Genomic DNA, 25790 nt, shown 5'->3' on the forward strand with positions numbered 1-25790 from the left:
GTGATTATAATCACCCTATTTTTATCACATGCACCGTAAATTGCTTATTATAATACCCTGCCTGTCATAGGATAATAGAAGTAAAAAAAATAAAAGTATAAAAAATCACAAAGTTTTCGTGTTTTTTCACAAAAATACAAAATTTTGTAGTATAATAGAATCTGTTAAGAAATTTGAGATAGTATAATGAATCTAATCAGTCATGAGATTAGGCTTATTATTACCACTAAAATGTGAATTTGAATAACCGATTATTTCGGTACATATTCCCTATAGATTAGTTTTGTACTCCTCAAATAAAATAAGACTAACTTTAAATCTATGATTTGCAGCGCAGATTTAAAAAACTTCAAATTCTCATACTATCTTAATAATCGATTTCTTAATAAGCTCTGACAGTTGTCAGAGCTTTTTTTATAGAATAGAAAAGTAATTTTAAATGATAAAAAGAATCCACAAGAGAATAGAATTTTCGGCAGAATGTTGTAAGTCTTTATTAGCTGATTAGTATAAGTATGTAAAATATTAGGTGAATTAAGCTGTATATTTCTCATATCTTTTGAGTGTGAAAAGAGCCATTTTAATTGGTAGGCAGATTTATTTTAAACTATGGTATTAGATTGGACTATTTGGTATAATAGCCTCATTAAATGATATGGAACTCGAAGAGAGATTAATGGAGTGAGTAGAATGAAAAGGTTAAAAAATATTTTAGTAACCATTGTTCCGTTGATTATTTTATTTTTAATAGCGGACTACGTATTACTAGTACCTCTAAATATTCGATTTGAAGAGGGATTTAATTTATTTTTTGCATTATTAGTCATTGCGATTATCGCTTATTTCTATGAAGATGTTCGTTATATTTTTCAAGATTTATCCAAAGGTCAACCGATTCATTTTCCAGGTAAGACAATCAAATTGTGTGTTATCACATTGTTTGTGATTTATATTGGGTATCAAGTTTCATCTACGCCAATCCTTTTAAGTCAGCAATATCATGATTTAATCGGAGACATCGAAACAAAGGATTTCACAGAAGACATTCCGATGGTTGATTTATCAAAAATTCCAACAGTAGATGAGGCTTATGCTCGTCGCCTAGGAGATAAGAAATTAGGAGAAGATGTTGGACTGGGATCGCAAGTTTATGTTGGCGATTATACGTTAATTAGTATGAATGATGAATTATTCTGGGTTGCTCCACTTGAGCATGTGGATATTATTAAATGGTTTACAAATCGTGAAGGAACACCAGGATATATTATGGTTTCTGCAACAGATGCTCAAGATGTACGTTTAGTCCAACAAGATGCCGAAGGAAATCCTATTAAATTAAAATATTTACCATCAGCTTATTTTAATGATGATATTAGACGTAAAGTTTATTTCGAAGGAAATATGTTTGAAGGATTAACGGACTATTCATTTGAATTAGACGATAATGGTCGTCCATATTGGGTGGTAACAACTTATACGAAAAAAGTTGGAATTCACGGTGGGGCTGATGCGACAGGTGTTGTTGTAGTCGATGCTCAAACAGGTGAAACTGCGAAGTATTCAGTTGAAGATGCTCCAAAATGGATTGATCGTATCCAACCGCAATCATTTGTGATTAATCAAATTAATGATTGGGGATGGTATACAAACGGATTTATCAATACATTATTTGCGAAAAAAGGAATTATTCAAACAACACATGGGACAAATTATATGTACATTGACGGTGATTGGTATTTCTATACAGGGATGACATCAGCAGGTTCAGATGAATCGACGGTTGGATTTATGTTATCAAATACACGTACGAAAGAAACAACATTCTATAAAATTGCTGGAGCAACTGAAACAGCTGCAATGAAATCAGCAGAAGGGAAAGTTCAGCATTTAGGATATCAATCAAGTTTCCCATTACTATTAAATGTTGAAAATGAGCCAACTTATTTCATGACGTTAAAAGATAATCAAGGATTAGTTAAACAATATGCATTTGTTAATGTTAAAGATTATTCTAAAGTTGGAACGGGTGAAACACTGGATGAAGCTCGTGCAAATTATACGAAGTTAGTCTTCGGTGGACAAGGAAACTTCTCTGATATTTCATCAGGTGAGCATAAAACAATTACGGCTACAATTGACCGTTTAGGAATGAGTCAAACGGATGGAAATACGTACTATACAATTATTTTAAAAGAACATCCTGAATTACTGTTAATGGGATCTGGAACAATTTCGCCAGAATTACCAATTAGTCGTGAAGGAGATCAAGTGACTATCGAGTATATCGATGCTAAAAATAAAACAAAAACAATTGTATCGTTTGATAACTTGAGTTTTGATCAGTAAATAATAAAAAGGAGAAGCCGAAAGTCTTCTCCTTTACTATAGGGGGATTGATGATGAGAAAATGGTTTTCTATTTTATTAATTGTGATTGGAGTAGGATGTTGTGTCATGGCAATTTATCCAATCTTCGAAATGAATCAAAAAGTGAATGAATCATTACACGAGTGGGAAGGGATTAAAGCTCAACATCAACAGTCAAATGTAGACAATAAGGAGCTATTAGTTGATGGTGTAATTGGGACATTAAAAATTTCCGATTATGATAACATTATTCCAATACGTATGGGAACGACAGATGCTATTTTAAAGCAAGGGATTGGATTAGATGAAAGCACAGTTAAGCCAGGGGAAGTAGGGAATTCTGTTTTATATGGACATCGAGAAAATATTTTATGGAATCTGAAAGATGTTGAAATTGGTGACAACATTACTGTAGAAACGTTAGATGGAACGCTAACGTTTGAGATTAGTGAGATTCAAATTGTTGATCCAGAAGATCCATATATCTATCATACTGCTGAAGAACCAACGATTACTTTAGTCACGTGTTATCCATTTATTTATATGGGGCCCACTCCAGAACGGTATGTCGTTAAAGCTGTTCTATCGAAATAATTAAAAAAGTCCAACATTGTTGGACTTTTTTATATTATCGATTTTGACCTTGTGTATCTGTTGTATCAGTTGAGTTTGTTTGGTTAATGTTGAATAATCGATTCCAAGTTGATTCGAAATCTTTTACGATACGTGGTGTATGTTTTTCATCTAAGATTTTAGCTTCATTCATTGTTTGACCTGCTTCGTAGTAGTATCCACCAATAACGTTCTGATTAGCATCTGTCATAACGAAAACATCATAGTTTTTATTGTGTTTAGTTGCAGTATATTGTTGAACATTGACATCTTTTTCAACATATTCTGCTGGTTCAACCCATGTAAAAACCCATTGACCATAGATGTTTTGATCAACTGCAGTTGCTTCATTTAATTTATATGTCTGATGGGCATTTGTACCAGTAGCAGCTTTAACATCTTTATATCCTAAATCTTCAAGATATTTAACGTCAGCATCAGCTGTTTGATCAGTAGTTGTATCGTTGTTGTTTTGATTTTGAGTGGTATTATTCTGATTTGCATTGTTTTGATCGGTTGTATCTGTTTTAGTGTTTGAACAAGCTACAAGTGCTAAACCAATGAATAAAGTCATTAATAAGCGTTTCATCTTAACACGATCCTTTCGAAATAAGTTCGTATATAGTATTCATCGGTTTTAAAGTCACTATACAAAAAAAGTAAAAAAATAAGCGCATTAAAGTTTATCCTTTAATGCGCTTATTTTTAATAATTAATTCCAGCTGGAACAATATATTTATGATCATCTGCTGAACATGGTGTCACAGCGTATGTCATTTTACAATTTGGACAATTATCAATCAGTTTTGTTTTTGTATAAGTTTCTCCACAAGAACAGTTAATTGTTGCTGGTTGAGGCATTTCACGATCAGCAAAACCTTTCATACGGACTTTATCTGCAACAGCTTGTCCGTTTTCAAATTCACAACCACATTTCATTGAAATCATTTCACTCATGAGGCTCATCCTTTCTCACATTGTTAGTCTCATTATAACAAACGTCAGTCATTAAAAATATGATATAAGTCACATTTTAAATAAAAATTAAAATAAACAGATAGTTCAAAATGTCTAAAAAGTAATTTTATAGAAATTATGATAAAATAAATAAAAGAATAGACAGGGGAGGAATTAGATGATTGATTTACACTGCCACATATTACCGGGAATTGATGATGGATCAAAAGATATTGAAGAAACGTTAGAAATGGCGCGTATTGCGGTGAGTGAAGGAATTCATCATATTATTTGTACGCCACACTACATCCAATATAGTGACTATTACAATAAAGCACAAGTTGAGGCTTTAGTCGCTGAAATGAATGAGAGATTTGCTCAAGAAGAGATTAATTTGACTTTATCAATAGGACATGAAGTATATATGACACCTGATTTACCAAAGCTAGTACAAGAAGGTGAAGTCAGCACATTAAACAACTCTCAGTACATTTTAATTGAGTTTCCAATGAACGATATTCCTATGTATGCAGAAGATGTTTTTTATGAACTAAGATTAATGGGATTAACACCTATTTTGGCACATCCAGAACGTTATCCAATGATTATGGAAGATCCGAATTTATTATTAAAATTCTTAAATCTCGGTGTTTTATGCCAAGCTAATGTTGGAAGTATTCGTGGATTCTTTGGAGAACGAGTTCAACAGACAGTACTTAAATTAATTGAGCATCATATGATTCACTTTATTGCCACTGATGCGCATACACCGAGAAAACGTTCGCCAAAGGTACAAAAAGCATTAGAAGCGGTGACACAGTTAGATTCAAATTTAGCCAAAGAACTATTTATTGAAAATCCATTAAAGGTTTATCAAAATGAACTAATTGAACCGAGACAACCAATTGAGATTGTTAAAAAGAGTTTTTGGAAGTCATTATTTTCAAAGCGTCAAAAATAAGTATATAAAAAGGGCATGTATCAAAATGACTGAAATTTTAGAGTCATAGAGCTACATGCTCTTTTTGAATTTATATGAGTAGTTAGTGATTACGCATTTTTAAATAAAAGAGGTGAAAAAATGATTTCATTATCGGTTTTAACTGGGTGATTTTTAAATAAAGATTTTAAGTAGGGATCTCTAGCTGCTATTTCTTCATTAATCAAAGGTAAGTCAGAGACGATTTGTGAAGATTCATCTTCAATTTCGAAGTAATAGCGGTGGACATTAATTGAAACATTGGGATAAAGCGAACGAACGCCTTCATAGATGGCGTGTTTATGATAGGTTAAATCAGTGGTAACGCAATATGATGGATCAACGAGTTGAAATCTCATACTCTTCCTCCTTTTTTAATTAATAGGGCTTTTTGATATCAATATATATGCTAGAAGGGTGTGTTTTATGAGATATTCTCATCATTTTTTTGAGCCAAATTTCATCAACTGACATATACTGTATTAACCATTGTATAGGGCGGTGAGAGTCTTGAGCAATAACAATAAACGTAATTCTTCTAATCGAGGATCAAAACCCTCTAGTTTATTGGAGAGCGTTCAGGATAAGCATCCAAAGGTTTATGGTGCATTTGATCAACTCAGTCGTATTGGGAGAACGATTGGCAATAAAATAGATAGTGATTTGAATCTTAGGATGAATCAACAATATATTCAATCAAAATATAATCTAGATTGCGCTGATCATATTTGCGTAAAAAGATTTCGTCCTACTCCGTATACCCATCATGGGTTATATTTAGGTTTTGGATTGGTGATTCATTATGATTTTAGTCATATCTGTATTGTATCGTTAGAAGAGTTTGCAAAGGGACAGCCTATTTTTACAGTAAATAGTCCCATCAAATATCCTAAGGAAGTTGTCATGTTACGAGCCTTAAGTCGATTAGGTGAAGAGAAGTATCATTTGATAACAAATAATTGTGAACACTTTGTACGTTGGTGTCGAAGTGGATCTGCTATTGATTTATAAACAGAAAGAGGAGATAATCCTCTTTTTTTGATGAAGATTTAAGGGAAATATCAAATCTGGGGATAAAACGCTATCGTTTTTTCGACAATCGATAGATGTTTAATTCGAAAATAGACAAAATATTATATTAAGCGATAAAGATTAGACAAAAATCAACGTTTAATTCTTAAATAATATAAAAAGTGGTAATAAAAATATTTATTTTTTTCCACATTATGTTAGAATATAGTTATGCACAATTTTGTGGATAGATTTCTTTATTTTTCGTCAAACTATTGATTTACTCGACGAAAATCGAGTTTTTATTTATCCACATAAGCAACTTTATTATGTAGATAGTATTGTTTATAAGTAGGGGATAGAAGTAGCTGTGTGAGTTTTAAAGGGGGATTTAGGAAATATGACATATACCATTTGTAATATTGATAAGATGATATTAACTTCAGTCACAAATAATAATTTAAAGATGGTCCCATATCCATCGCATCAGTATGATTTAGTATATATGTTTCAACGATATAGTCTAAATCCAGAAAGCTTTATACAATGGTCTATTAAAAAAATGAATTTAACGGGTAATGAAGTTGCCCTAGAGTTAGGGTGTTTTTCTAAAATTTATTGGACTCATAATTTGGAATATGCGCAGTTCTTTCAGAAATTATATTTAGTCGATAAGAAAATCGATAATATTTTACAAGCAAAACGAATTTTAAAAAAACATTCCAATGTTAATATGACCTTACATCACAGTGAAGGATTAGATATTGAAAATCAAACGGTCGATTTAGTTTATTCAAGTAATTTGGATTTGAAACTAGATTGTTATCATCCGTCACTTTTATCGGAAGTGATTCGTGTACTTAAAGCCGATGGAACTTTTTATTATACACATATCTTAGAAGATTACTATGCCTCTATTTATCGTTTATTAGAAGAATATGACTTGAATTTATATGTAAATCAACTGCTATCACGACATCTCCAATCGAATATACAAGAAGTTGAACAATTGTTAGCTAGTACTTTTTCAACGATTGAGTCGAGCGAATATCAAACTCAATGGATGGTTGATAATGTGGATGATTTAATTGGGTTTATTTTATGTGATCCAGAGTTTAAAGATATTAAGAATCAAATTTTCAAATCGGGAATCTCTAAATTTAGAGCATTTTTACAAAACAAGATAGAAAAACTTGGGGGAATTTCTGTTATAAGGAGAGTTATCGTTATTTCTTGTACACAGAAGAGAATTTATAGCTAATATTGGGGGTTGGTTATTGTGTCTTTATTAAGTCAGAAGCATTTTAATAGGTCAGCTAAAAGAAATGTGAGTATGATGGAGAATCATGAATTGAAGATTTTAAATATGTTTATTAAATATATGGCGTACTATTCTGATACAGAACTTACTGCATTTACAGATTGGATAGAGAACAATACTAAGTTTGAATTATATCAAGATTTAAAAGTACTCCATATCGGAACATATTTGAAGGAAGTATGGACGCACCAACTACAAGTTGAGAGATTTGAGATTGAAATTATTGATCAGTCATTACTGAATGTTAATGTTACAAAGAAAAAGTTGATGGATACAGGAATTAATATTTCTATTGGTCAAATGGAATATACTAATCTAATCTATGAAAGTTATACATTTGATCGTGTTTTTTCGAAAATTGCTTTTCAGCTTCAGAGTGCAGAACAACAAATTGAATCATTAAACGAAGCCAGTCGAGTTTTGAAGCCAACCGGCATTCATTATATTTTAGTAAATGAACAAAGTTTGATTAGTAGCTTATATCAATTAATGAATGAGTTCAGTAATGAATTTAATATTATTTATCCTTACCAAAAACATCAGATAGATATTGACCAGCAGTTAAAAATGCTTTATGAACAGATAGACGTGACAGAATATGAGGCGAATCATTTAATCCGTGACGTGAAGCAATGTATGTCTCTGTTTTTATCGTATGAGGATGAGAATTATATCAATTATATTGTGAAGCGTCATTTAGGAAAACAATTTAATGAATTTCTTGAAATGAAGTTTAAAACACAAGGTCCCATTATTTTAAAGAGAAAATTCAGACTATTTAAATGTAAAAATAAAAAGAATCAATTAAAGCAATTTTAGTAATCTGGTTATTTATAGTCATCATAAAAGGCTTTTATGACTAAGGCATTTTTGGTACTCTAGACATAGATTAATTAAAAATAATTATTTCCTCATTCAAATCGTTTTATCGATGCGAATGAGTTTTTTAGGCGCATCTTTTGCAGTGAAGGAGTCAACAGAGATGTCGAGATTAAAACGTTTGAACCATTGGGTGATAAACAATCGAAGTCGTATATGGATATTAATAATTATTGCTGTACTAATGGTAGGATGTATATTTGTTAGTAAACTTCCGCGTTATGTGGATATGTATAAATATATTTTAAATGCTGAAGTATCGCTGGATAATGATGATTTAAAAGGAGCTCTTCTTAGTTTTGAGAAAGCATATGAACTGGTTCCAACTGAATTATTAGAACAGGAGATTGAACGGTTGAATCAGTTAATTAAATCTAAATCCAATTTTTTAAGAGGGGAACAGGCTGAAGAAAGTCAAAATTATGAATCTGCCTATTACTACTATAATGAAGTAGATTCTATTGATGAAGAACGTTATTATCGGGCACAAGAGAAGTTACCGCAAATAGCTGAAAAGGTTGTTGAGAGTATTTATGAACAGGTTGAAAAATATTATGAGGAACATTTATATCTACTTGTTATTGGAAGACTAGAATCTGCTTTAAATTATAATATCCGAGTGGATGAGACATTAGAAAAAATTGACCAGTATAAAGACCTTTTATATAAATACTATATTGATAAAGCTCAATCAGAGGCGTTGACTTATTTTGATGATCCACTGTTTTATCAATTATTTATTACAAGTATTGATAATGCTTTAAAATATGCCATCACAGATGAGCAAAAAGAGTACGTCTTACAACTAAAAGATGAGTTAATAAAGACGAATATCGAACGTTATCTGATATTAGTGCAGGAATCTCATAAAATTGGAGATGAAATCGTGGCAAAGAAATATATTGAACAAATATTAAGTTTAGATGCCACCAATAAAGACGTCTTTCGTTTATTAGAAGAAATATCATTAGATTAATAAAAAAGGACTCTATTAAACGAGTCCTTTATCACTTTTATAACTGAATTTTATCGGCTTAGAATCCACCATTACAGCAGCATGCGATAATTGCCAATAAAATAAATAAAACTAAGATAAAACAACAAGAATTTCCATTTCCAAACATAAATATTCACCCCACTTAAGTGATCGGTAGATTTACTACCTAATTTAATTTATGAATTTGGTGAGGATTGGTGAGTAAGATACATAAGAAATTTCATCAATTTAAATCTCTATAATAATTTTACAATGTGTAAGAATAAATTATGATATAATTGCTTTAGAAAAAGCGGTTAAAAGTGAAATGGAGATGAAATCATGCGTAAACCGGTGAGAAAGGCAGTTATTCCAGCAGCAGGATTAGGAACACGTTTTTTACCTGCAACAAAAGCACAACCAAAAGAAATGTTACCTATTGTTGATAAACCAACAATCCAATATATTGTCGAAGAAGCTGTAGCATCTGGAATTGAAGAAATTTTAATTGTTACAAGTTCAATGAAACGTCCGATTGAGGACCATTTTGATAAATCATATGAGTTGGAAGATACATTAGATAAAAAAGGAAAAACGGATATGTTAGAAATGGTTCAAGGAATTTCTAACTTAGCTCAAATTCATTATGTGCGCCAAAAAGAAGCCAAAGGATTAGGGCATGCAATTTTATGCGCAAAAACATTTATTAAAGATGAACCGTTTGTCGTTTTATTAGGTGACGACGTTGTTGTTAATGATGAAAATCCAGCTACGCGTCAATTAGTTCAAGCTTATAATAAAATTGGATGCTCAATTATGGGAGTTCAACGTGTACCCCATGAAGAGGTGTCGAAATATGGAATTGTCCGTCCATCTCAGTCTCATACACCAACCGAAAATGGTCGTATGGTGAAGTTAACAGGCATGGTTGAGAAACCAAAGGTAGAAGACGCGCCATCTGATTTAGCGGTAATGGGACGTTATGTCTTAACACCAGAGATTTTTGAAATGTTAGAAAATCAAGAGCCTGGTGCTGGAGGAGAGATTCAATTAACAGATGCAATTGACCGTTTAATGGATCGTCAAGCTGTGTATGCTTATGACTTTGAAGGTCAACGTTATGATGTTGGGGATAAGTTTGGATTTATCAAAGCAACAATTGATTTTGCTTTGAATCGTGAAGATTTAGGAAAACAAGTTCGTCATTATTTATTAAATGATATTGCACCACGTTTAAAAGCAGAATTAGAAACAGAACAAGAAGCAATTGAGCTAGTGACTGAAGAAGAAGTTTCTGAAGAAAAAACAGAATTATCGGTGGAATAGAAGAAGGGAAGTCCTCCCTTCTTTTTTTATGTTTTCGGAAAGCATTAACAAAAATAGACATCATCGTGCATATAATGTAATAGGAACCTAAAAGTTTAATTGATATAGGTGGGGTGAGAAATATGAAATTTAAAAAATCTATTTATAAAGCTGAGAAGTTATTAGATAGTTATCAACATGACCCTGATATTACATTATTGAATCCATTTAAAAAAGCAAGTAATGATATAGGAAGCAAAGGTTATTTATTGAATATTAAATATTTATATGTTTATCAGATGTTAAAAGCATCTGAAACGTTACCTGATTGGTATGTCTCATTAGCAAAATCAAAGCTCAATCGGTTAGAGTCATATTTTAATTCATCGTTTCAAAATGTTCTTCAAGATGCAAGATTAGAAACGGATACCTTAAATAAGTTCTTAACTCAGCGAATTGCATGGATTTATCAGGGAAAATTCAGGGTTTATCCGAAGACACCACTCGATTATTTACCACTTGAATTGCGATTAAAAGTTTATGTTTTTTTATATCATAATGAGGAGGATGCTAAGGCTAGATGTCATTTGAGAAATCGAATTTCTGTAACGTTAGCAAAACTGGGGCATCTAGAATTAGCCAACTTTTATAGTGTTTATAATTGGTTAATGGCACAAGATGTTATCAATACACATTTTGCAGAATCGAGTCATTTAAGACATAGTTTACACAGTCAAAAGTATGCCAGCCAATCTACGAAACGATTAGCTAAAGATGGACAAGATGTTACTATTATGACAGAGCTAAGTTACTACTACACTCAGTTATTGAATCCTAAAACCATGAAGTACGATCGTGCAAATGTAGCGACGATTGACTTAGTGGCATTGTATTATGATCAATATCCACAACTGGAGCAATTAAGCTTACCATTAAAAAACTATTTAAGAACGAAAGATAAAAAAGAATTTTATGAAAAAGTCGCTCAAAAACGAATGAAATTCATTCGAGATGTGGTTCATGTTCCATGTACCTTAAAAGAACCAAAGCTGAGCCCTGTAAATCAAGATCAGCTTGCTATTTATAATTACTTATTACGAATCACTGAATAAAAGCATGTCTACTCCCTTTTCGACATATGTTGTTGTGAAGGGAGTTTTTTTATGATTACGATTAGCCAGTTAAGAGAAAGTTCAATGCGTTATATTGATTCACAATCGATTGCGCTTATTTATATGTTAAAAGCTTTAGATGAAATCCTTATTTTAGATAATGAAATCCTCGTCTATCCTAAAAACTTATACTGTCGTGATGAGGATTTGATTCTTTATATTTTTACGCCAACCTATCAACTCATCACGATTACTTATGATTTAGAAGTGATTCGCGTAGTTACACGAAGTCTTCGTTATCTTGTGAAAAGTGAGTACCAATTAGCTGAGAATTGTCACCGATTAATCTTATCATTTGCTGATGATGAAATTATCTGCTTTCAACCGAAAAAAGATACGACATTACCGTATGTAAAAGAATTTAATTCACAGCTTGTACTGATTTGTAGATATTTACAAGAAAAATATTAATGAACAAAAAAATAGGAGAAAGCGAGTCCTTTTTGTGTGTGACTGATAGCAGATTAATTAAAGTTTGAATTTTTTTGAATAATCTTTTTTGAACCTCCCACAATAAAATTATCATTCAGATTAACGGAGGTTGGGAATATGGCATCTTTAAAAGGGACTGAAACACATAAAAATTTAATGAGAGCATTCGCGGGAGAATCGCAGGCTAGAAACCGATATACATTTTATGCAGGGATTGCACAAAAACAAGGTTATCCATTAGTAGCGGATGTTTTTAACTATACCGCTGAACAGGAACGTATGCATGGAAAAATCTTTTTTGAGTATTTAGCTGAAGAGTTCAATGGAGAAGAAATTGAGATTGATGCGGCTTATCCTGTTGATTTATATCAAGAAAATACGGTGAAAAACTTATTAGCATCTGTCGCTGCCGAAAGTCATGAACATGAACAAGTTTATCCTACGTTTGCTAGAGTGGCAAAAGAAGAAGGATTTAATCAAATTGCAGCTTCATTTAATATGATTGCTAAAATTGAGGAAATACATAGTAAACGATTTGCGAAATTAGCCAAAGAGTTAGAGGATGACACGATGTTTAAAAAGGCAACTCCCGTTGCCTGGGAGTGTCAAGTTTGTGGGCATATTCATTATGGAGTAGCAGCACCGACTATCTGTCCAGTTTGTAAGCATCCAAAGGGATATTTCAAAGTACATGGAGAAGAGCTAACTGAACAAAAATAGGCATCGAGTAATCGATGCTTTTTCTTTATTTACTTCATGAAAAAGATGAATTATACTTATACTAAGTTATGGATATTGATGAAAAATGAGGGATTATGATGTGGCCAAGTGAAAAAAAGACATTAATTATGGGAATATTAAACACTACCCCAGATAGTTTCTCAGATGGAGGAAGTTATCAAGATTTAGATGAGATTGTGGCTCGAGCTAAACAAATGGTAGCAGATGGGGCCGATATTATTGATGTCGGTGGTGAATCGACACGTCCGGGTTCAACTATTGTAGAACTTGAAGAAGAGTTAGCGCGTGTAATTCCTGTTATTAAACGATTAGCGAGTGAAATTGATGTGCCCATTTCAGTAGACACTTATAAAGCAGAAGTGGCAAGACAAGCGGTTGAAGTGGGAGCGACAATTATTAACGATATTGGTGGTGCTAAGTTTGATCCATTAATGCCAGAAGTTATGGCTCAAAGTGGTGCTTATGTTATTTTAATGCACAATCGTAAGCCGAATTTAAATGAAACAAATTGTATCACTACGATTAGTGGTGAATTAACAGAATATGAAGATATTGTTGATACAGTGAAAGCTGAGCTGAAAGAGTGTATTGATCTAGTGAAAGTAGCTGGAGTACCAGACGATAAAATTATTATTGATCCAGGAATTGGTTTTGCTAAAACTGTTGAGGGTAATATTGAATTAATGCAACGAGTTTCCGAATTACATGACCTAGGGTATCCAATTTTACTTGGTGTAAGTAAGAAAGGATCGATTGGACATTTACTTGGCGGGCTTGATGTTAACAATCGTACGGAAGGTACAATGGCAGCTACTTGCTTTGCTGTGAGTCAAGAAGTTGAAATTGTGCGTGTACATGATGTACTTGAAAATTCGCGGGCAGCAAAAGTGATGCAAACCCTTTTAAATTATGTATAAAGTGAGGATATAAATATGGGAAAAATTATGTTGAATGATATGATTTTTATTACACGCCATGGGGCTTGTCCACATGAATATGAATTTGATCAAAAATTTAAAGTGGATGTATGGATGACAACAGATTGTGTCGCAAAAGCAGGAGCAGTTGATGCGTTAAATTTAACGATTAATTACGCGGATGCGTATGCTTTAGTTGAAGATGTGATGTATGGTGAACATGTTGATCTATTAGAAACGTTAGCTTATCGTATTGGAAATAAGTTAATTGAAACTTATCCATCAGTTGAGAAAGTAAAAGTTGAGGTTCGTAAAATGCAACCACCCATCGCAAACTTTAATGGCACAGCTGCTGTTAGTTTAACAGTGACACGTTAGGAGCGATGACAATGAATAAAGCCTATTTAGGACTAGGTTCAAACATGGGAGATAAAAAGCGTTATTTGTATGATGCGATTCAAATACTAAATCATCACGAACAAATAATGATTACGACGTTATCATCTTTGTATGAAACAGTCCCATGGGGATATGTTGATCAAGATATTTTTATGAATTTGGTTGTTGAAATTGAAACGACGTTAGCTCCAATTGAACTATTGGATGTTTGTCAACAGATTGAAAATGAGCTGGGACGTGTACGTGAGTTTAAGTGGGGACCTCGTGTGATCGATGTGGATATTTTAATTTATAATGATGAGGCCATTGAGTGTGAACGTTTAATCGTGCCACATCCATATATGACAGAACGTGATTTTGTGATGATTCCACTAGCAGAGATTTGTCCACAGTTAGTTGTTAAAGAAAAAAAGGTACAAGATTGGGCACAAAATTTTAATCAAGAAGCCTTAAAAATTATTTCATCAAAATAAAAAGGAAGCCAAGGCTTCTTTTTTTGTGTTTTTGACTTAAACAGTCCAATTTTCTATGTAAAAGAGATGTTCTTAATTCATCACTTACATGGGTGGAGACTTTATTTTATTTATACAGATGATTGTTATTTAGTAAAGAAATGGAGTTATGTAAAAAAAGAACTTTCATTTATGAGAAAGTTCTTTTAGAAATAAATCATATCGACCACTGAGCGCTCACTTCCATCAGAGGGAGTGTTAATTAATTTTCCTTGGAAGTAAAGGCTAGTCGATCCACCACCATCTAAGTTATAGGCAGTTTTGCATCCGAGATTTAAAAAAATTTGTTGAAGTTCATTTAAGGTCATTCCATCCGCACCTTCCATTCGCCCTTCAACAACAACAATCACATATCGATTATCATTGAGTTGACCAATTGCGGTTCTTGGATGACGACTTTTATCACTTAACTGAGTAGCTTGTCCATCTCGAATAAGAATAGGACCAAAAGTAAAGGTTTGCTCAATATCACCGGAATTAAATTCTTCTTCTGTATTAACAGTTGTAAAATTTAAATTGCCATCTGATTGTAAAGATAAAATTTCCTCTGTATAGGCAGAGTCAAGGCTAATAAGTTCTCCGTTGCGAACGACAGTTCCCATCGGTTTATTTGTTTTAGCATAAAAGCCTGAGGCGTTAATGGCAAGTACGGCATTTAAACGATTGGCCATAGAGGAGATAGTCTCCCGATTTCCATTGTACGTATCATTGGCCATCGCCCCTTTTAGAGGAGTGGTATCAGACGAAATCACTTCAGTGACCCAATAATGCTGATTTTCCGTTCTTGTTTCAACAAGTTTTACTTTTAAATCATCTTTAATATAAAAATGTTCGTTAATTTCATTATAATAGTTTTGGATTTTATCATGTTCTTTTTGAACTTCATTTTTTGCTGTCTCTAGTTCGCTCGCTTTAGTTTGTGCCTCTCCAAGAAGTTTTCGATATTTTGTTTCAAGATCTATAACACTGAGTGGTCGTTCGGCGATATATTGTTCGTTTAATTTAGTTAGTTCATCTAACTGACTGCTCAAGCTACTAATATTCTGATTGAGTTGCTCATTTTGCTCAGTTAATGCTACAAGTTGATCTTCTTGAGATGTATTTTCATCTTCTAATGTTAGTTTTGTTTGTAGGGCCTCTTCTAGTTGTTGTTGTAGCGAATGATTGGCATCAATTAATGCTGTTTGGGCATGATGTTGTTGATCAATTGTTTGATTTTGTTGCTCAATTTTAGTATTTAATGATTTAATGAGTGTGCTTGTTTCGTAATAATAGTACGCGCATCCCCCAATAATTAAAGTTAAAATATTAAGTGTGATAATATTAAACCAAATCTTTTTTTGTTTATTTTGATAACGGCTCACAGCATTCACCTCCATATGATTTTCTCATTATACACTGTGAAGGCGACGAAAAAGTTGGATTTACGTCGTTTGAGTTGTAAAGAAGTCATAAGATTTTAGATAAATTAAAAAGCCCTCATCAAAAGAATGGAGGCTTTTACTTGCTAGTCTAAACTAATATTCTAGTAACTGAAGCGACTATGATACTGATGAACTTTAAATTAGGTTAGCCCTAGTTAATAACTAAGACCTTACTATCAATGACATATGGCATAAAGTTAGTGATTTTTTCAGATGATAAGTCATCAGCTAGACTATGGATATTAATTGAACGTAATTGACCTTGTGAATTTCTAAATTTACATGTTCAAGTAGTTGTTTCATTCATATTAAAATTTCCCTATAATAAGTTTAGATTGAAGTCGTTCAAGCTTGATCACCCATTCATGGCATAGATATAGCAGAATCTGTGAATTAGTGTGTTAAAATTGATATTTTTGTAAATACTAAGAATAGTCTCTTTAGATATTGGTATAATTTTCTTGATTTATAAAATCTAAATATAGTATAATAATCTCGTTATAATTAAATAACTCATTTAATGATGAGGGAGTAGTTGGCATCTTTGATGTGATTAAGTCAACAACCGCGAACTTAGTTTCTGGCTTAATATTAAATAACGAGACTCATACATAACAGCTTTTTTTGTTATGTAAGATTCTCGTTTTTTTATTGCGTACTTTTCTCAGCTTAAATGAAAAAATTAAATAGGAGGTCACTTATGGGGCTTATTACATTGGTCTTTGTTGCGATTAGTTTAGCGATGGATGCTTTTACCGTAGCTATCGCAAAAGGGATTAGTTTGAAAGAAGCTAAACCTCACCAAGCAGCGAAAGTTGCATTATTCTTTGGTGGTTTTCAGGCACTAATGCCGTTTATTGGATGGGCATGTGGACAAAGTTTTGAAAAATATATTCATGCCTTTACACCATGGATTGCTTTAATTTTATTATGTGCTATTGGTGGAAAGATGTTATATGAGTCTTTTCAAGATGATGAGGATGAGTTTGAAGAGGGCAATCCATTAAGTACGAAATCTTTAATGATTTTGGCCATTGCAACGAGTATTGATGCATTAGCAGTTGGAGTGACGTTTGCCTTTTTAAATGTGAATATTCTTTGGGCGATCACTTTAATTGGAGGAATTACGTTTGTCATTAGTTATGCTGGAGTCGTGCTTGGAAACAAAGTTGGAAAATATTTAAAAAATTATGCCGAGATTGTCGGAGGTATTATTTTAATTATTATTGGTCTGAGTATTTTCTTACAAAATACAATCCTAGGATAAAATTTAATAAAGGATGTGAAATAAATGAGTTATATTATCTTGGTTATTGGTTTCATTTTATTAATTAAAGGTGCGGATTGGTTCGTAGATGGCGCGTCTTCAATTGCAAAATCATTGAAAATTCCTAGTTTAATTATTGGATTAACCATTGTGGCATTTGGTACAAGTGCCCCAGAAGCAGCAGTTAGTATTACAGGAGCATTTGCAGGTGCAAATGATATTACAGTTGGGAATGTTGTTGGATCGAATATTTTCAATTTATTAGTTGTTGTTGGAGTAGCCGCCTTTATTTGCCCCTTAAATGTTAAACGTTCCATTATTGCGAAGGAGTTTCCATTTGCAATTATGGGGGCTTTCGTTCTTATCGTTTTAGGATATGATTCAAAATATCATAATTATCCCGATAACGTCTTAACACGTGCAGATGGAATTATGTTATTAGTGTTACTTGGAATCTTTATGTACTATCTAATTGAATTAGCCTTAACCTCTCGTAAAAATGGTACGGATGAGGAAGAAGAGATTAAAACGTACTCAATGCCAAAAAGTATTGGATTATGTTTAGTCGGAATTGTTGGAATTGTTTTAGGTGGTGACTGGGTAGTTGATGCTGCTTCTGATATTGCCATTACCTTTGGAATGAGTCAAAGTATGGTCGGATTAACAATTGTAGCAGTGGGAACTTCACTTCCAGAGCTAGTCACATCAATTGTGGCAGCTCGTAAAGGTGAAAGTGACATTGCCCTTGGTAACGTAATTGGATCGAATATCTTTAATATTTTCTTCGTATTAGGTATTTCATCATTTATTCATGAAATCACAATTAATAATGCCGTCTTCTTTGATATGTTCATTATGTTAGCAGCGTCATTCATTACTTATGGATTTGCGGCTTCAAAACGTAAAATTAATAAACCAGAGGGTGCCTTCTTAGTGTTGCTTTATGTAGCATACATGGCATTTGTTATTTGGAAAGGATAAAAAGAGAGTGAGACTCTCTTTTTTATTTTGAGTGTGTTTGAGATAAAGGTTGAGGTTTCAAAACATGGATATGAATAACTGCTATATTTTGAAGTGATGGAGCGACAATTTAAATAAATTAGTATGTTTTAAAGAAATATAAACACTTTTTTAAAATAGATCTCAATAAAAAATATTACCTAGGTAATATTTCAAAAAGGATTGAGAAAGTTGCTTGGCTTGAAGTTTTCAATGGGATAAGGTATAATGATGATTTGAGATTTTGTGTCGAAATAATTTTGATTGATATATAGATGAATGAGAATTAAAAAGAAAGTGGTGAAAATATGACTTGGAAAATTCGTGAGATTGAAATTGATAACCCAGTTGTTTTAGCGCCGATGGCAGGTGTTTGTAATGCAGCGTTCCGTACGATTGTTAAAGAAATGGGAACAGGTTTAATTTATGCTGAGATGGTTAGTGATAAAGCTGTTGTTTATCAAAATAAAAAAACATTAGATATGCTTTATGTTGACCCAGCAGAACGTCCATTATCAATGCAAATTTTTGGTGCAGATAAAGAAACATTCGTTGAGGCAGCTAAATATGTTGATGCAAATTGCGATTGCGATATCATTGATATTAATATGGGATGCCCAGTTCCAAAAGTCACTAAAAATGAAGCGGGAGCTCGTTTATTATTGGAACCAGATAAAATTTATGACATTGTCGCAAGTGTCGTTGATGTATGTAAAAAGCCTGTTACGGTAAAAATGCGTACTGGATGGGACAAAGAGCACATTTATGCAGTAGAAAATGCACTTAAGATTGAGCAAGCAGGTGCAAGTGCCATTGCTGTTCATGGCCGTACACGTTCTCAAATGTATGAAGGAAAAGCTGATTGGGGAATTATCAAAGATGTTAAGGATGCAATCAAAACTATTCCGGTAATCGGAAATGGAGATATCAATTCACCTGAATTTGCGAAAAAAGTGTTAGAAGAATCAGGTGTGGATGGAATCATGATTGGTCGTGCCGCTTTAGGTAACCCATGGTTAATGAAACAAATCGTTCATTACTTAAAAACAGATGAATTAATCGCAGAACCATCAGCTGAAGAAAAATTACGCTTAGCAGTGGATCATATGGATCGTCTAATTGATTTAAAATGTGAAAAAGTAGCGTTACTTGAAATGCGTTCACACATGGCATGGTACATCAAAGGACTAGATGGGGCAACTCATGTTAAACGTATGGTAACAACGGTTAAAACACGTGAAGAAATGATGGATATTATTAATCGTTATCAAGCGTATTTAAATGGAGATAAATCAGCACGTTTAGTTGTTGAATAGTAAAAGGAGCCGTTAGGCTCCTTTCTTTATGGATTAAAATTTAATTTCTGTTAAATAAGCATGCAATAATTTCATCGTATTCGTACATCCATCAATATGTGTACGTTCTACACCGTGTGAGGCATGAACACCTGGTCCAATTAATGCAGCTTGAATATCATGCCCAGCACGAAGAGCAGCCGAGGCATCTGAACCGTAGAATGGATAAACATCGACCGCATAACCTAAGTCATATTTTTTAGATAATTCAATTAATTCAGATACCATTTGATAGTCGTAAGGTCCTGATGAATCTTTCGCACAGATTGAAACATCATATTCTGTACATGATAAATCTTTTCCGATACATCCCATGTCAACGGCAATCATACGATCGATACTATTTGGTAAGTGTGCGGCACCATGTCCGATTTCTTCATATGTTGAAATAATAAATTTGATATTGTAGTTTGGTTTTTTGTTGTTTTCTAATAAATATTTAAAAACAGTAAAGATAATTGAGACGCTAATTTTATCATCAATATGACGTGATTTAATAAATCCGCTGTCCGTGATAGTTGTTTTAGGATCAATAGAAATAAAATCACCATTTTGAATCCCAAGAGCTAGTGCATCATCTTTGCTATGAACGACTTCGTCTAAGCGAATCATTAATTCATCAGCTGTTTGACCTTTACGGGCACAATCTTCATAAACATGCGAAGATGGGGAAGTGCTTAAAATTGTTCCTGTATATGTCTTTTGGTCGCGTGTATGAACTTTACAATATTCCCCTTGTAAGGTCATCATTTGATTCCCACCAATTGAAGTGATAGCTAATGTTCCATCACTATTGATTGAGCGAACCATTAAACCTAGTGTATCCACATGAGCAGATAAAGCTAAAGTTTTGTTTGAATCTTCACCCTCAAATTCAACGATTAGATTTCCTTTATTCGTTTTAAAGCTTTTCAGACCTAATTCATCAGCATAATTTTTAATTTTATCGATTACGATATGTGTGTAGCCACTAGGGCTTGGTGTTGTCAAAATGTCTTTAGCTAATTCATAAAAATATGAATAATCGAATGACATAAAAAATTCCCCTTTTCCGAATGATTTTCTTAATAGCCGTATAGATTCTGCTATTAAGAGTATTATACTATAATATGGAATATTTACACTATATTACTGCATAAAAGATAGGTAGAAGCTAAAAGATATGAGCGCTTAATTTACACGCTTTCTTATCTCATGTATAATGAAACAGTATTAGTTTACATCAACGAAAGTGAAATTTATTATGATTGAGAAGGGAAGAATAGAAATGTTTAATATGTTATTAAGACGTGGGACTGCGTTTATAGTGGATGCATTATTATTAGCTTTAATCTTTTTTGGGAACTTTAGTTTTATTATGACTTCATTACAGGCTAGTGGGAATAATCCATTAAGCTTAAGTGGACTAGGTATGATGGTTGCTTTGCAATTATTTTATGTGTGGATTTACTTTGTTTATATTCCAGTTAAAATGCCAGGACAAACAATTGGTAAAAAATTATTAAAAATTAAAGTAGTTACATTAGATGGAAATGATTTAACACCAAAACAGTATTTTCAACGTGATTTCGTTGTGAAGTTCTTATTGTCATCATTGATACAAGGAGTTATTGTATTATTTAATGGGATTTTATTAACATATCAATGCATTCGTAAGCAAGAATTACGTGCGTTACACGATATGCTAGTTAAGACGAAAGTCGTACATGTAAAATAAAAATGATAAAAAGAGGTGGACATTATGAACTGGGAGTTATCTGACTGTCGGAATTTATCTGAGTTAGCCGATCAAGTAACTGCACTCGAGAAAACATCCGTCATTCATTTTAGCTTTTTGATGACAGTCATTTTGACATTAGTGTTTATGTTTATATATCATCAGAGGTCAGTGAATAAGTCATTACTTCAGTTTATGATTGTCTCAAGCTTCATTTTTTATGTGTTAAATGTGATTCGATTAGCTTTTTTTCCAATTCCAATTAATGAAACATATATTGAATTGCTTAAACAACAAGTAAAATGTGGAATCCTTGTGGAGCGTAGACATAATTTACAGCTATTTGATTTTATGAAATGGGGAAATCTTTTTCATATTACAACAGTCGGAAATTTCTTGATGTTGATGCCCCTAAGTTTTTATTGCCCTATATTATTTAAGAAAAGGGATTGGGGATTCTTACGAATGATACTCATTGGATTTTTTATTTCATTATCCATTGAATTGATCCAGTTGTCTTACGATTTTGTTACAGGATATGCGTATCGGGGATTTAATGTTGATGACTTGATGATGAATACACTAGGAGTCATTTTTGGATTTTTGGTGTTTACTATTGTTAGAGGATTTTTTTTGATTACCATAAAATTTATACAATTCTTTTATCGAAAGGCTCGCTGATTAATCAGGAGTCTTTTTTTATCGGTGAAATTTAGTATTTTTTGAGAAATCATGTGATACTTTGTTAGAATATATTGAATGATTAATGAAAAAACTTTTTGTTATTTTCATTTTAGCTTGATTTTATTTATTTTATGTAAACAATTTGTGGAAATTACATTGACTTTTTTCTTAATTGATTTTATAGTTAAGTAGTAAATTTAATCTTTTCTCTCGTATATTATCGGAAATAAGGTCCGAAAGTCTCTACCTACTCACCGTAAATGAGTAGACTACGGGTGGCAATTGCTAGATAAACAGGTCAAGGTTTATCTGGTTTAATCATTCCACTGTGGGGACTTTCAGTACTAATTGCTGAAAGTCTTTTTTTGTTTAAATGATGATCATGGGAGAAGGCCATTTCATATCTAACTATTGGGAGTAGGAATTTAGATAATTCATGGTCATTATAGTTGTTTAAACAAACAGTCGAGAGAAGAATGAACAATTAGGAGGAGTAACCTATATGAACAAATTCTTCAAACTAGAAGAGCGTGGTACAACGGTTTCAAGAGAGTTTATCGCCGGATTGACAACATTCTTATCAATGGCTTACATCATCTTTGTTAATCCAAACACGCTTGGAGCATCGGGGATGGATACAGGAGCGGTATTCACTGCAACGATTTTAGCAGCTGCTGTGGGTACATTAATTATGGGACTTTATGCAAATTTCCCAGTGGCATTAGCACCAGGTATGGGAATGAATGCTTTCTTCGCTTATACAGTTGTCTTAATGATGGGATATAGCTGGCAACAAGCATTAGCAGGGATTTTTGTTTCAGGAATTTTATTTATTATTTTATCAGCAACAGGATTACGTGAGTTAATCATTAACAGTATTCCAACGTCATTAAAACATGCGGTTGGAACAGGGATTGGGTTCTTTATTGCATTCTTAGGATTCCAAAACTCAGGAATTATTGTGAATAATGATGCAACGCTAGTCGGAATCGGTAACTTCACAGATCCTAACGTTTTAATTACAGTTATCGGTTTAATTGTAACTTTAATTTTATTAGTTCGTAAAACACCGGCAGCGATCTTTATCGGTATGATTGTGACAGCTGTTGTAGGAATCTTTTTAGGAGTTGTTGATTTACCAACACAAATTATTGCTCCAATTCCATCTTTAAAGCCAACATTCGGAGCATTATTTGAAGCATTACCATCAATTTTTACAGCAGAAATGATTCCAGTTATTTTCTCATTCTTATTTGTTGATTTCTTCGATACAGCAGGAACATTAATGGCAGTTGGTTCTCGTGCTGGATTAGTCAATGAAAAAGGTCATTTAGTTGATGGAGATAAAGCATTATTAGCCGACTCAACTGCAACAGTTATTGGATCAGTATTAGGAACATCTTCAACAACTTCATTCGTTGAATCATTAACAGGAGTTGAAGCAGGTGGACGTACAGGATTAACTTCTGTGTTTACAGCATTATGTTTCTTAGTGATGTTATTCTGTTCAGGATTATTATCAGTTGTTACATCAGCAGTAACAGCACCAGCACTAATTACAGTCGGAATTTTAATGGCATCTTCTTTAGGAGATATTGAATGGAAGAACTTAGAGACATCAATTCCAGCCTTTGTAACAATCATTATGATGGTCTTAGGATATTCAATCGCAGAAGGGATTGCATCTGGGTTCTTATTATATCCAATTATGATGGTAGCTGCACGCCGTGAAAAAGAAATTCATCCAGTGATGTGGGTATTATCAGTTATCTTCTTAATCCATTTCGTATTAGCGTAATTTCGTTTTGGGTACTTTTAAATTTGGGAGATTTAAAAGTGGTATCTTGTCGTAATTAGTAGTAAAAGTGAACGTTTTGTCTTAATTTTGATGGCGAAAGTTCATTTTTTACTATATAATCGTAATAAGAAATTTTTAGGGTGATGACCTATAAATTTTTATTGTAATAGTCATACTAGTAAAAAGAGGTGAAAGGCATGCAACATGATCAAGTTATTGTTCTTGACTTTGGTAGTCAGTACAATCAATTAATCGCGCGACGTATTCGCGAATTTGGAGTATACAGTGAATTAAAATCACATAAATTAACAGCTGAAGACATCAAAAAAATGTCTAATGTAAAAGGAATTATCTTCAGTGGAAGTCCAAACAGTGTCACTCAAGAAGGTGCTTTTACAGTAGACCCTGAAATTTTTAACTTAGGATTACCGATTTTAGGTATTTGCTATGGGATGCAATTAACAACTCATATGCATGGTGGAACTGTTGAACGTGCAGAGCAACGTGAATATGGAAAAGCTGAAATTACAATTAAGAATAACAGCAAGTTATTCCAAGGAACACCAGAAGAGCAAGTCGTATGGATGAGCCATGGTTACCATGTAACAAACTTACCAGAAGGATTTGTTGTTGATGCAAGTAGTGACTCTTGTCCAATTGCTGCAGCTTCATGTGAAGAGCGCAATATTTACTTAGTACAATTCCATCCTGAGGTTCAACACTCAGTACATGGAACAGAAATGTTACGTAACTTTATCTTTAACGTATGTGGTGCACAAGCAAACTGGTCAATGAAAAACTTCATTGAAGACCAAGTAGAAAAAATTCGTGCACAAGTTGGAAACGACAATGTATTATGTGCGTTAAGTGGGGGAGTAGACTCATCAGTAGTTGCAGCATTAATTCACCGCGCAATTGGGGATCAATTAACATGTATGTTCGTTGATCATGGATTACTTCGTAAAGGAGAGGCTGAAAGTGTTGTTGAAACATTTGATGGAAAATTCAATATGAACTTCATCAAAATCGATGCACAAGAGCGCTTCTTAAGTAAATTAAAAGGAGTTTCTGATCCAGAACAAAAACGTAAAATCATCGGAAACGAATTTGTTTACTGCTTCGATGAAGAATCAGCTAAATTAAAAGACATGAAGTTCTTAGCACAAGGAACTTTATATACAGATATTATCGAATCGGGTACAGATACAGCTCAAACAATTAAATCTCACCATAACGTAGGTGGATTACCAGAAGATATGGAATTTGAGTTAATCGAACCATTAAACACATTATTCAAAGACGAAGTTCGTCAATTAGGATTAGAACTTGGTTTACCTGAAGAAATTGTCTTCCGTCAACCTTTCCCAGGACCAGGATTAGGAATTCGCGTTTTAGGAGAAGTCACAGAAGAGAAATTAGAAATCGTTCGTGATTCAGACTTCATCTTACGTGAAGAAATCAAAAAAGCGGGATTAGAGCGCGACGTATGGCAATACTTCACAGCTTTACCAAACATCAAATCAGTGGGTGTTATGGGCGATGAGCGTACTTATGATTACACAGTCGTTGTTCGCGCCGTAACTTCAATCGATGGAATGACTTCTGACTGGGCACGTATCCCATTTGAAGTATTAGAGAAAATCTCAGTTCGTATCGTAAATGAAGTGGCACACGTTAACCGCGTAGTGTATGACATTACATCAAAACCGCCTGCAACAATCGAGTGGGAATAATCAAAAAAGAGCCGAAAGGCTCTTTTTTTATAGTTTTATAAATAACATTTTAGGAATAGATAAGTTAGACACGAAAGAGTTACTTTTGAGCATAAGTCATTAAAAGTATCATGTTTATTATTCAATCGATAGCGGATTTTGTCTTTAGTTACTAGAATTTTCAATAGCAGTGAATTGAATTTATTGAAGTTGGAATAATGGCTCTCATTTTTTAATATATCTAGCGTGTATAAA

General features: G+C 33.1%; 27 protein-coding genes, 1 pseudogene and 1 riboswitch. Of the genes and pseudogenes, 21 read left to right on the plus strand and 7 right to left on the minus strand.

The genetic code is table 11. From position 1 onward, the window contains the following. Positions 1-690: 690 nt before the first annotated feature. Positions 691-2346, plus strand: a complete 1656-nt coding sequence (locus NEH74_RS02835; RefSeq protein WP_055305043.1) for a hypothetical protein — start codon at positions 691-693, stop codon at positions 2344-2346. Between the two features lie 53 nt (positions 2347-2399). After that, a complete protein-coding gene (locus tag NEH74_RS02840; protein WP_055305045.1) occupies positions 2400-2960 on the plus strand; it encodes a class D sortase in 561 nt (186 codons plus the stop codon). A gap of 34 nt (positions 2961-2994) precedes the next feature. On the opposite strand, the gene NEH74_RS02845 is transcribed toward NEH74_RS02840, so the two are convergent. Both NEH74_RS02845 and NEH74_RS02850 read right to left on the minus strand, forming a co-directional pair. Beyond that, on the minus strand, positions 2995-3567 hold the full coding sequence (locus NEH74_RS02845; RefSeq protein ID WP_055242433.1) for a hypothetical protein: 573 nt from the start codon (positions 3565-3567) through the stop codon (positions 2995-2997). 116 nt (positions 3568-3683) lie between these two features. Then, positions 3684-3935, minus strand: coding sequence for a hypothetical protein (locus NEH74_RS02850; RefSeq protein ID WP_082411238.1), 252 nt, complete (start codon positions 3933-3935; stop codon positions 3684-3686). Between the two features lie 178 nt (positions 3936-4113). Between NEH74_RS02850 and NEH74_RS02855 the strand changes: the two genes are divergently transcribed. Then, on the plus strand, positions 4114-4896 hold the full coding sequence (locus NEH74_RS02855; RefSeq protein ID WP_055305048.1) for a tyrosine-protein phosphatase: 783 nt from the start codon (positions 4114-4116) through the stop codon (positions 4894-4896). Positions 4897-4985: 89 nt separating this feature from the next. On the opposite strand, the gene NEH74_RS02860 is transcribed toward NEH74_RS02855, so the two are convergent. Beyond that, the gene (locus NEH74_RS02860) at positions 4986-5273 is read right to left on the minus strand and encodes a hypothetical protein (protein ID WP_055242438.1); all 288 of its coding nucleotides are present in this window, start codon (positions 5271-5273) and stop codon (positions 4986-4988) included. Between the two features lie 151 nt (positions 5274-5424). Between NEH74_RS02860 and NEH74_RS02865 the strand changes: the two genes are divergently transcribed. From NEH74_RS02865 to NEH74_RS02880, 4 genes are all read left to right on the plus strand, one after another. Next, positions 5425-5925 (plus strand): lecithin retinol acyltransferase family protein, encoded by a 501-nt coding sequence (locus tag NEH74_RS02865; RefSeq protein ID WP_055276995.1) that lies wholly within the window; start codon positions 5425-5427, stop codon positions 5923-5925. Positions 5926-6325: 400 nt separating this feature from the next. Next, entirely contained in the window at positions 6326-7186 is an 861-nt protein-coding gene (locus NEH74_RS02870; RefSeq protein WP_262941057.1) for a hypothetical protein, read from the plus strand. 18 nt (positions 7187-7204) lie between these two features. Beyond that, entirely contained in the window at positions 7205-8065 is an 861-nt protein-coding gene (locus NEH74_RS02875; RefSeq protein ID WP_055305052.1) for a class I SAM-dependent methyltransferase, read from the plus strand. 163 nt (positions 8066-8228) lie between these two features. Further along, positions 8229-9101 (plus strand): hypothetical protein, encoded by an 873-nt coding sequence (locus tag NEH74_RS02880; protein WP_070099778.1) that lies wholly within the window; start codon positions 8229-8231, stop codon positions 9099-9101. Between the two features lie 58 nt (positions 9102-9159). Here NEH74_RS02880 and NEH74_RS02885 read toward each other — a convergent pair whose 3' ends face one another. Continuing rightward, positions 9160-9249 (minus strand): sporulation protein YjcZ, encoded by a 90-nt coding sequence (locus NEH74_RS02885; protein WP_082411259.1) that lies wholly within the window; start codon positions 9247-9249, stop codon positions 9160-9162. 194 nt (positions 9250-9443) lie between these two features. Here NEH74_RS02885 and galU point away from each other — a divergent pair, with 194 nt between their 5' ends. From galU to folK, 7 genes are all read left to right on the plus strand, one after another. Beyond that, complete coding sequence (gene galU / locus NEH74_RS02890; protein WP_055305056.1) at positions 9444-10427, plus strand: UTP--glucose-1-phosphate uridylyltransferase GalU; 984 nt, start codon at positions 9444-9446, stop codon at positions 10425-10427. A 122-nt stretch (positions 10428-10549) separates the two neighbouring features. Next, positions 10550-11518, plus strand: coding sequence for a hypothetical protein (locus NEH74_RS02895; protein WP_055305058.1), 969 nt, complete (start codon positions 10550-10552; stop codon positions 11516-11518). 51 nt (positions 11519-11569) lie between these two features. Then, entirely contained in the window at positions 11570-11989 is a 420-nt protein-coding gene (locus NEH74_RS02900; protein ID WP_055277653.1) for a DUF3908 family protein, read from the plus strand. Positions 11990-12127: 138 nt separating this feature from the next. Next, positions 12128-12730, plus strand: a complete 603-nt coding sequence (gene rbr, locus NEH74_RS02905) for a rubrerythrin (protein WP_055277651.1) — start codon at positions 12128-12130, stop codon at positions 12728-12730. A gap of 98 nt (positions 12731-12828) precedes the next feature. Continuing rightward, a complete protein-coding gene (folP, locus tag NEH74_RS02910) occupies positions 12829-13668 on the plus strand; it encodes a dihydropteroate synthase (RefSeq protein WP_055305060.1) in 840 nt (279 codons plus the stop codon). A gap of 15 nt (positions 13669-13683) precedes the next feature. Next, positions 13684-14046, plus strand: a complete 363-nt coding sequence (gene folB, locus NEH74_RS02915) for a dihydroneopterin aldolase (RefSeq protein ID WP_055305061.1) — start codon at positions 13684-13686, stop codon at positions 14044-14046. 11 nt (positions 14047-14057) lie between these two features. Continuing rightward, complete coding sequence (gene folK / locus NEH74_RS02920) at positions 14058-14540, plus strand: 2-amino-4-hydroxy-6-hydroxymethyldihydropteridine diphosphokinase (protein WP_055277645.1); 483 nt, start codon at positions 14058-14060, stop codon at positions 14538-14540. Positions 14541-14725: 185 nt separating this feature from the next. Here the strand turns inward: folK and NEH74_RS02925 are convergent, their stop codons facing one another. After that, positions 14726-15943 carry a phosphodiester glycosidase family protein gene (locus tag NEH74_RS02925; protein WP_055242520.1) on the minus strand — a complete coding sequence of 406 codons (1218 nt, stop codon included), beginning with the start codon at positions 15941-15943 and terminating at the stop codon, positions 14726-14728. A 211-nt stretch (positions 15944-16154) separates the two neighbouring features. Then, positions 16155-16271, minus strand: a pseudogene (locus NEH74_RS13670) (hypothetical protein); the annotation flags it as partial. A gap of 432 nt (positions 16272-16703) precedes the next feature. On the opposite strand from NEH74_RS13670, the gene NEH74_RS02930 reads away from it, so the two are divergent. The 3 genes from NEH74_RS02930 (at position 16704) to dusB (ending at position 19585) form a co-directional block, all read left to right on the plus strand. Continuing rightward, positions 16704-17270 (plus strand): manganese efflux pump MntP family protein, encoded by a 567-nt coding sequence (locus tag NEH74_RS02930; RefSeq protein WP_055242462.1) that lies wholly within the window; start codon positions 16704-16706, stop codon positions 17268-17270. 24 nt (positions 17271-17294) lie between these two features. Then, positions 17295-18251, plus strand: coding sequence for a calcium/sodium antiporter (locus tag NEH74_RS02935; protein ID WP_055242464.1), 957 nt, complete (start codon positions 17295-17297; stop codon positions 18249-18251). A 326-nt stretch (positions 18252-18577) separates the two neighbouring features. Beyond that, positions 18578-19585 carry a tRNA dihydrouridine synthase DusB gene (gene dusB / locus NEH74_RS02940; protein WP_055242465.1) on the plus strand — a complete coding sequence of 336 codons (1008 nt, stop codon included), beginning with the start codon at positions 18578-18580 and terminating at the stop codon, positions 19583-19585. A 33-nt stretch (positions 19586-19618) separates the two neighbouring features. On the opposite strand, the gene NEH74_RS02945 is transcribed toward dusB, so the two are convergent. Next, on the minus strand, positions 19619-20659 hold the full coding sequence (locus tag NEH74_RS02945) for a M42 family metallopeptidase (RefSeq protein ID WP_055242467.1): 1041 nt from the start codon (positions 20657-20659) through the stop codon (positions 19619-19621). A 232-nt stretch (positions 20660-20891) separates the two neighbouring features. Here NEH74_RS02945 and NEH74_RS02950 point away from each other — a divergent pair, with 232 nt between their 5' ends. The 4 genes from NEH74_RS02950 (at position 20892) to guaA (ending at position 25556) form a co-directional block, all read left to right on the plus strand. After that, the gene (locus NEH74_RS02950) at positions 20892-21341 is read left to right on the plus strand and encodes an RDD family protein (RefSeq protein ID WP_055305076.1); all 450 of its coding nucleotides are present in this window, start codon (positions 20892-20894) and stop codon (positions 21339-21341) included. 24 nt (positions 21342-21365) lie between these two features. Beyond that, positions 21366-22022, plus strand: a complete 657-nt coding sequence (locus tag NEH74_RS02955) for a VanZ family protein (RefSeq protein WP_055242468.1) — start codon at positions 21366-21368, stop codon at positions 22020-22022. Positions 22023-22215: 193 nt separating this feature from the next. Then, positions 22216-22317, plus strand: a riboswitch (purine riboswitch). 210 nt (positions 22318-22527) lie between these two features. After that, complete coding sequence (locus NEH74_RS02960; RefSeq protein ID WP_055242470.1) at positions 22528-23823, plus strand: NCS2 family permease; 1296 nt, start codon at positions 22528-22530, stop codon at positions 23821-23823. A 197-nt stretch (positions 23824-24020) separates the two neighbouring features. Beyond that, positions 24021-25556 (plus strand): glutamine-hydrolyzing GMP synthase, encoded by a 1536-nt coding sequence (gene guaA, locus NEH74_RS02965; protein ID WP_055242471.1) that lies wholly within the window; start codon positions 24021-24023, stop codon positions 25554-25556. Positions 25557-25790: the final 234 nt, after the last annotated feature.

It is taken from the genome of Turicibacter sp. GALT-G1 (assembly GCF_025594995.1).
Classification (GTDB): Bacteria; Bacillota_I; Bacilli_A; order MOL361; family Turicibacteraceae; genus Turicibacter; species Turicibacter bilis.

Coding starts and splice junctions, on each gene's coding strand:
- NEH74_RS02885 (WP_082411259.1), bottom strand. CDS start 9,249: ATGTTTGGAAATGGAAATTCTTGTTGTTTTATCTTAGTTTTATTTATT.
- NEH74_RS02845 (WP_055242433.1), bottom strand. CDS start 3,567: ATGAAACGCTTATTAATGACTTTATTCATTGGTTTAGCACTTGTAGCT.
- NEH74_RS02930 (WP_055242462.1), top strand. CDS start 16,704: ATGGGGCTTATTACATTGGTCTTTGTTGCGATTAGTTTAGCGATGGAT.
- guaA (WP_055242471.1), top strand. CDS start 24,021: ATGCAACATGATCAAGTTATTGTTCTTGACTTTGGTAGTCAGTACAAT.
- NEH74_RS02850 (WP_082411238.1), bottom strand. CDS start 3,935: ATGAGTGAAATGATTTCAATGAAATGTGGTTGTGAATTTGAAAACGGA.
- NEH74_RS02880 (WP_070099778.1), top strand. CDS start 8,229: ATGTCGAGATTAAAACGTTTGAACCATTGGGTGATAAACAATCGAAGT.
- folK (WP_055277645.1), top strand. CDS start 14,058: ATGAATAAAGCCTATTTAGGACTAGGTTCAAACATGGGAGATAAAAAG.
- folB (WP_055305061.1), top strand. CDS start 13,684: ATGGGAAAAATTATGTTGAATGATATGATTTTTATTACACGCCATGGG.
- NEH74_RS02960 (WP_055242470.1), top strand. CDS start 22,528: ATGAACAAATTCTTCAAACTAGAAGAGCGTGGTACAACGGTTTCAAGA.
- NEH74_RS02900 (WP_055277653.1), top strand. CDS start 11,570: ATGATTACGATTAGCCAGTTAAGAGAAAGTTCAATGCGTTATATTGAT.
- NEH74_RS02935 (WP_055242464.1), top strand. CDS start 17,295: ATGAGTTATATTATCTTGGTTATTGGTTTCATTTTATTAATTAAAGGT.
- NEH74_RS02840 (WP_055305045.1), top strand. CDS start 2,400: ATGAGAAAATGGTTTTCTATTTTATTAATTGTGATTGGAGTAGGATGT.
- NEH74_RS02870 (WP_262941057.1), top strand. CDS start 6,326: ATGACATATACCATTTGTAATATTGATAAGATGATATTAACTTCAGTC.
- NEH74_RS02895 (WP_055305058.1), top strand. CDS start 10,550: ATGAAATTTAAAAAATCTATTTATAAAGCTGAGAAGTTATTAGATAGT.
- NEH74_RS02945 (WP_055242467.1), bottom strand. CDS start 20,659: ATGTCATTCGATTATTCATATTTTTATGAATTAGCTAAAGACATTTTG.
- NEH74_RS02955 (WP_055242468.1), top strand. CDS start 21,366: ATGAACTGGGAGTTATCTGACTGTCGGAATTTATCTGAGTTAGCCGAT.
- galU (WP_055305056.1), top strand. CDS start 9,444: ATGCGTAAACCGGTGAGAAAGGCAGTTATTCCAGCAGCAGGATTAGGA.
- NEH74_RS02835 (WP_055305043.1), top strand. CDS start 691: ATGAAAAGGTTAAAAAATATTTTAGTAACCATTGTTCCGTTGATTATT.
- NEH74_RS02950 (WP_055305076.1), top strand. CDS start 20,892: ATGTTTAATATGTTATTAAGACGTGGGACTGCGTTTATAGTGGATGCA.
- folP (WP_055305060.1), top strand. CDS start 12,829: ATGTGGCCAAGTGAAAAAAAGACATTAATTATGGGAATATTAAACACT.
- dusB (WP_055242465.1), top strand. CDS start 18,578: ATGACTTGGAAAATTCGTGAGATTGAAATTGATAACCCAGTTGTTTTA.
- rbr (WP_055277651.1), top strand. CDS start 12,128: ATGGCATCTTTAAAAGGGACTGAAACACATAAAAATTTAATGAGAGCA.
- NEH74_RS02855 (WP_055305048.1), top strand. CDS start 4,114: ATGATTGATTTACACTGCCACATATTACCGGGAATTGATGATGGATCA.
- NEH74_RS02860 (WP_055242438.1), bottom strand. CDS start 5,273: ATGAGATTTCAACTCGTTGATCCATCATATTGCGTTACCACTGATTTA.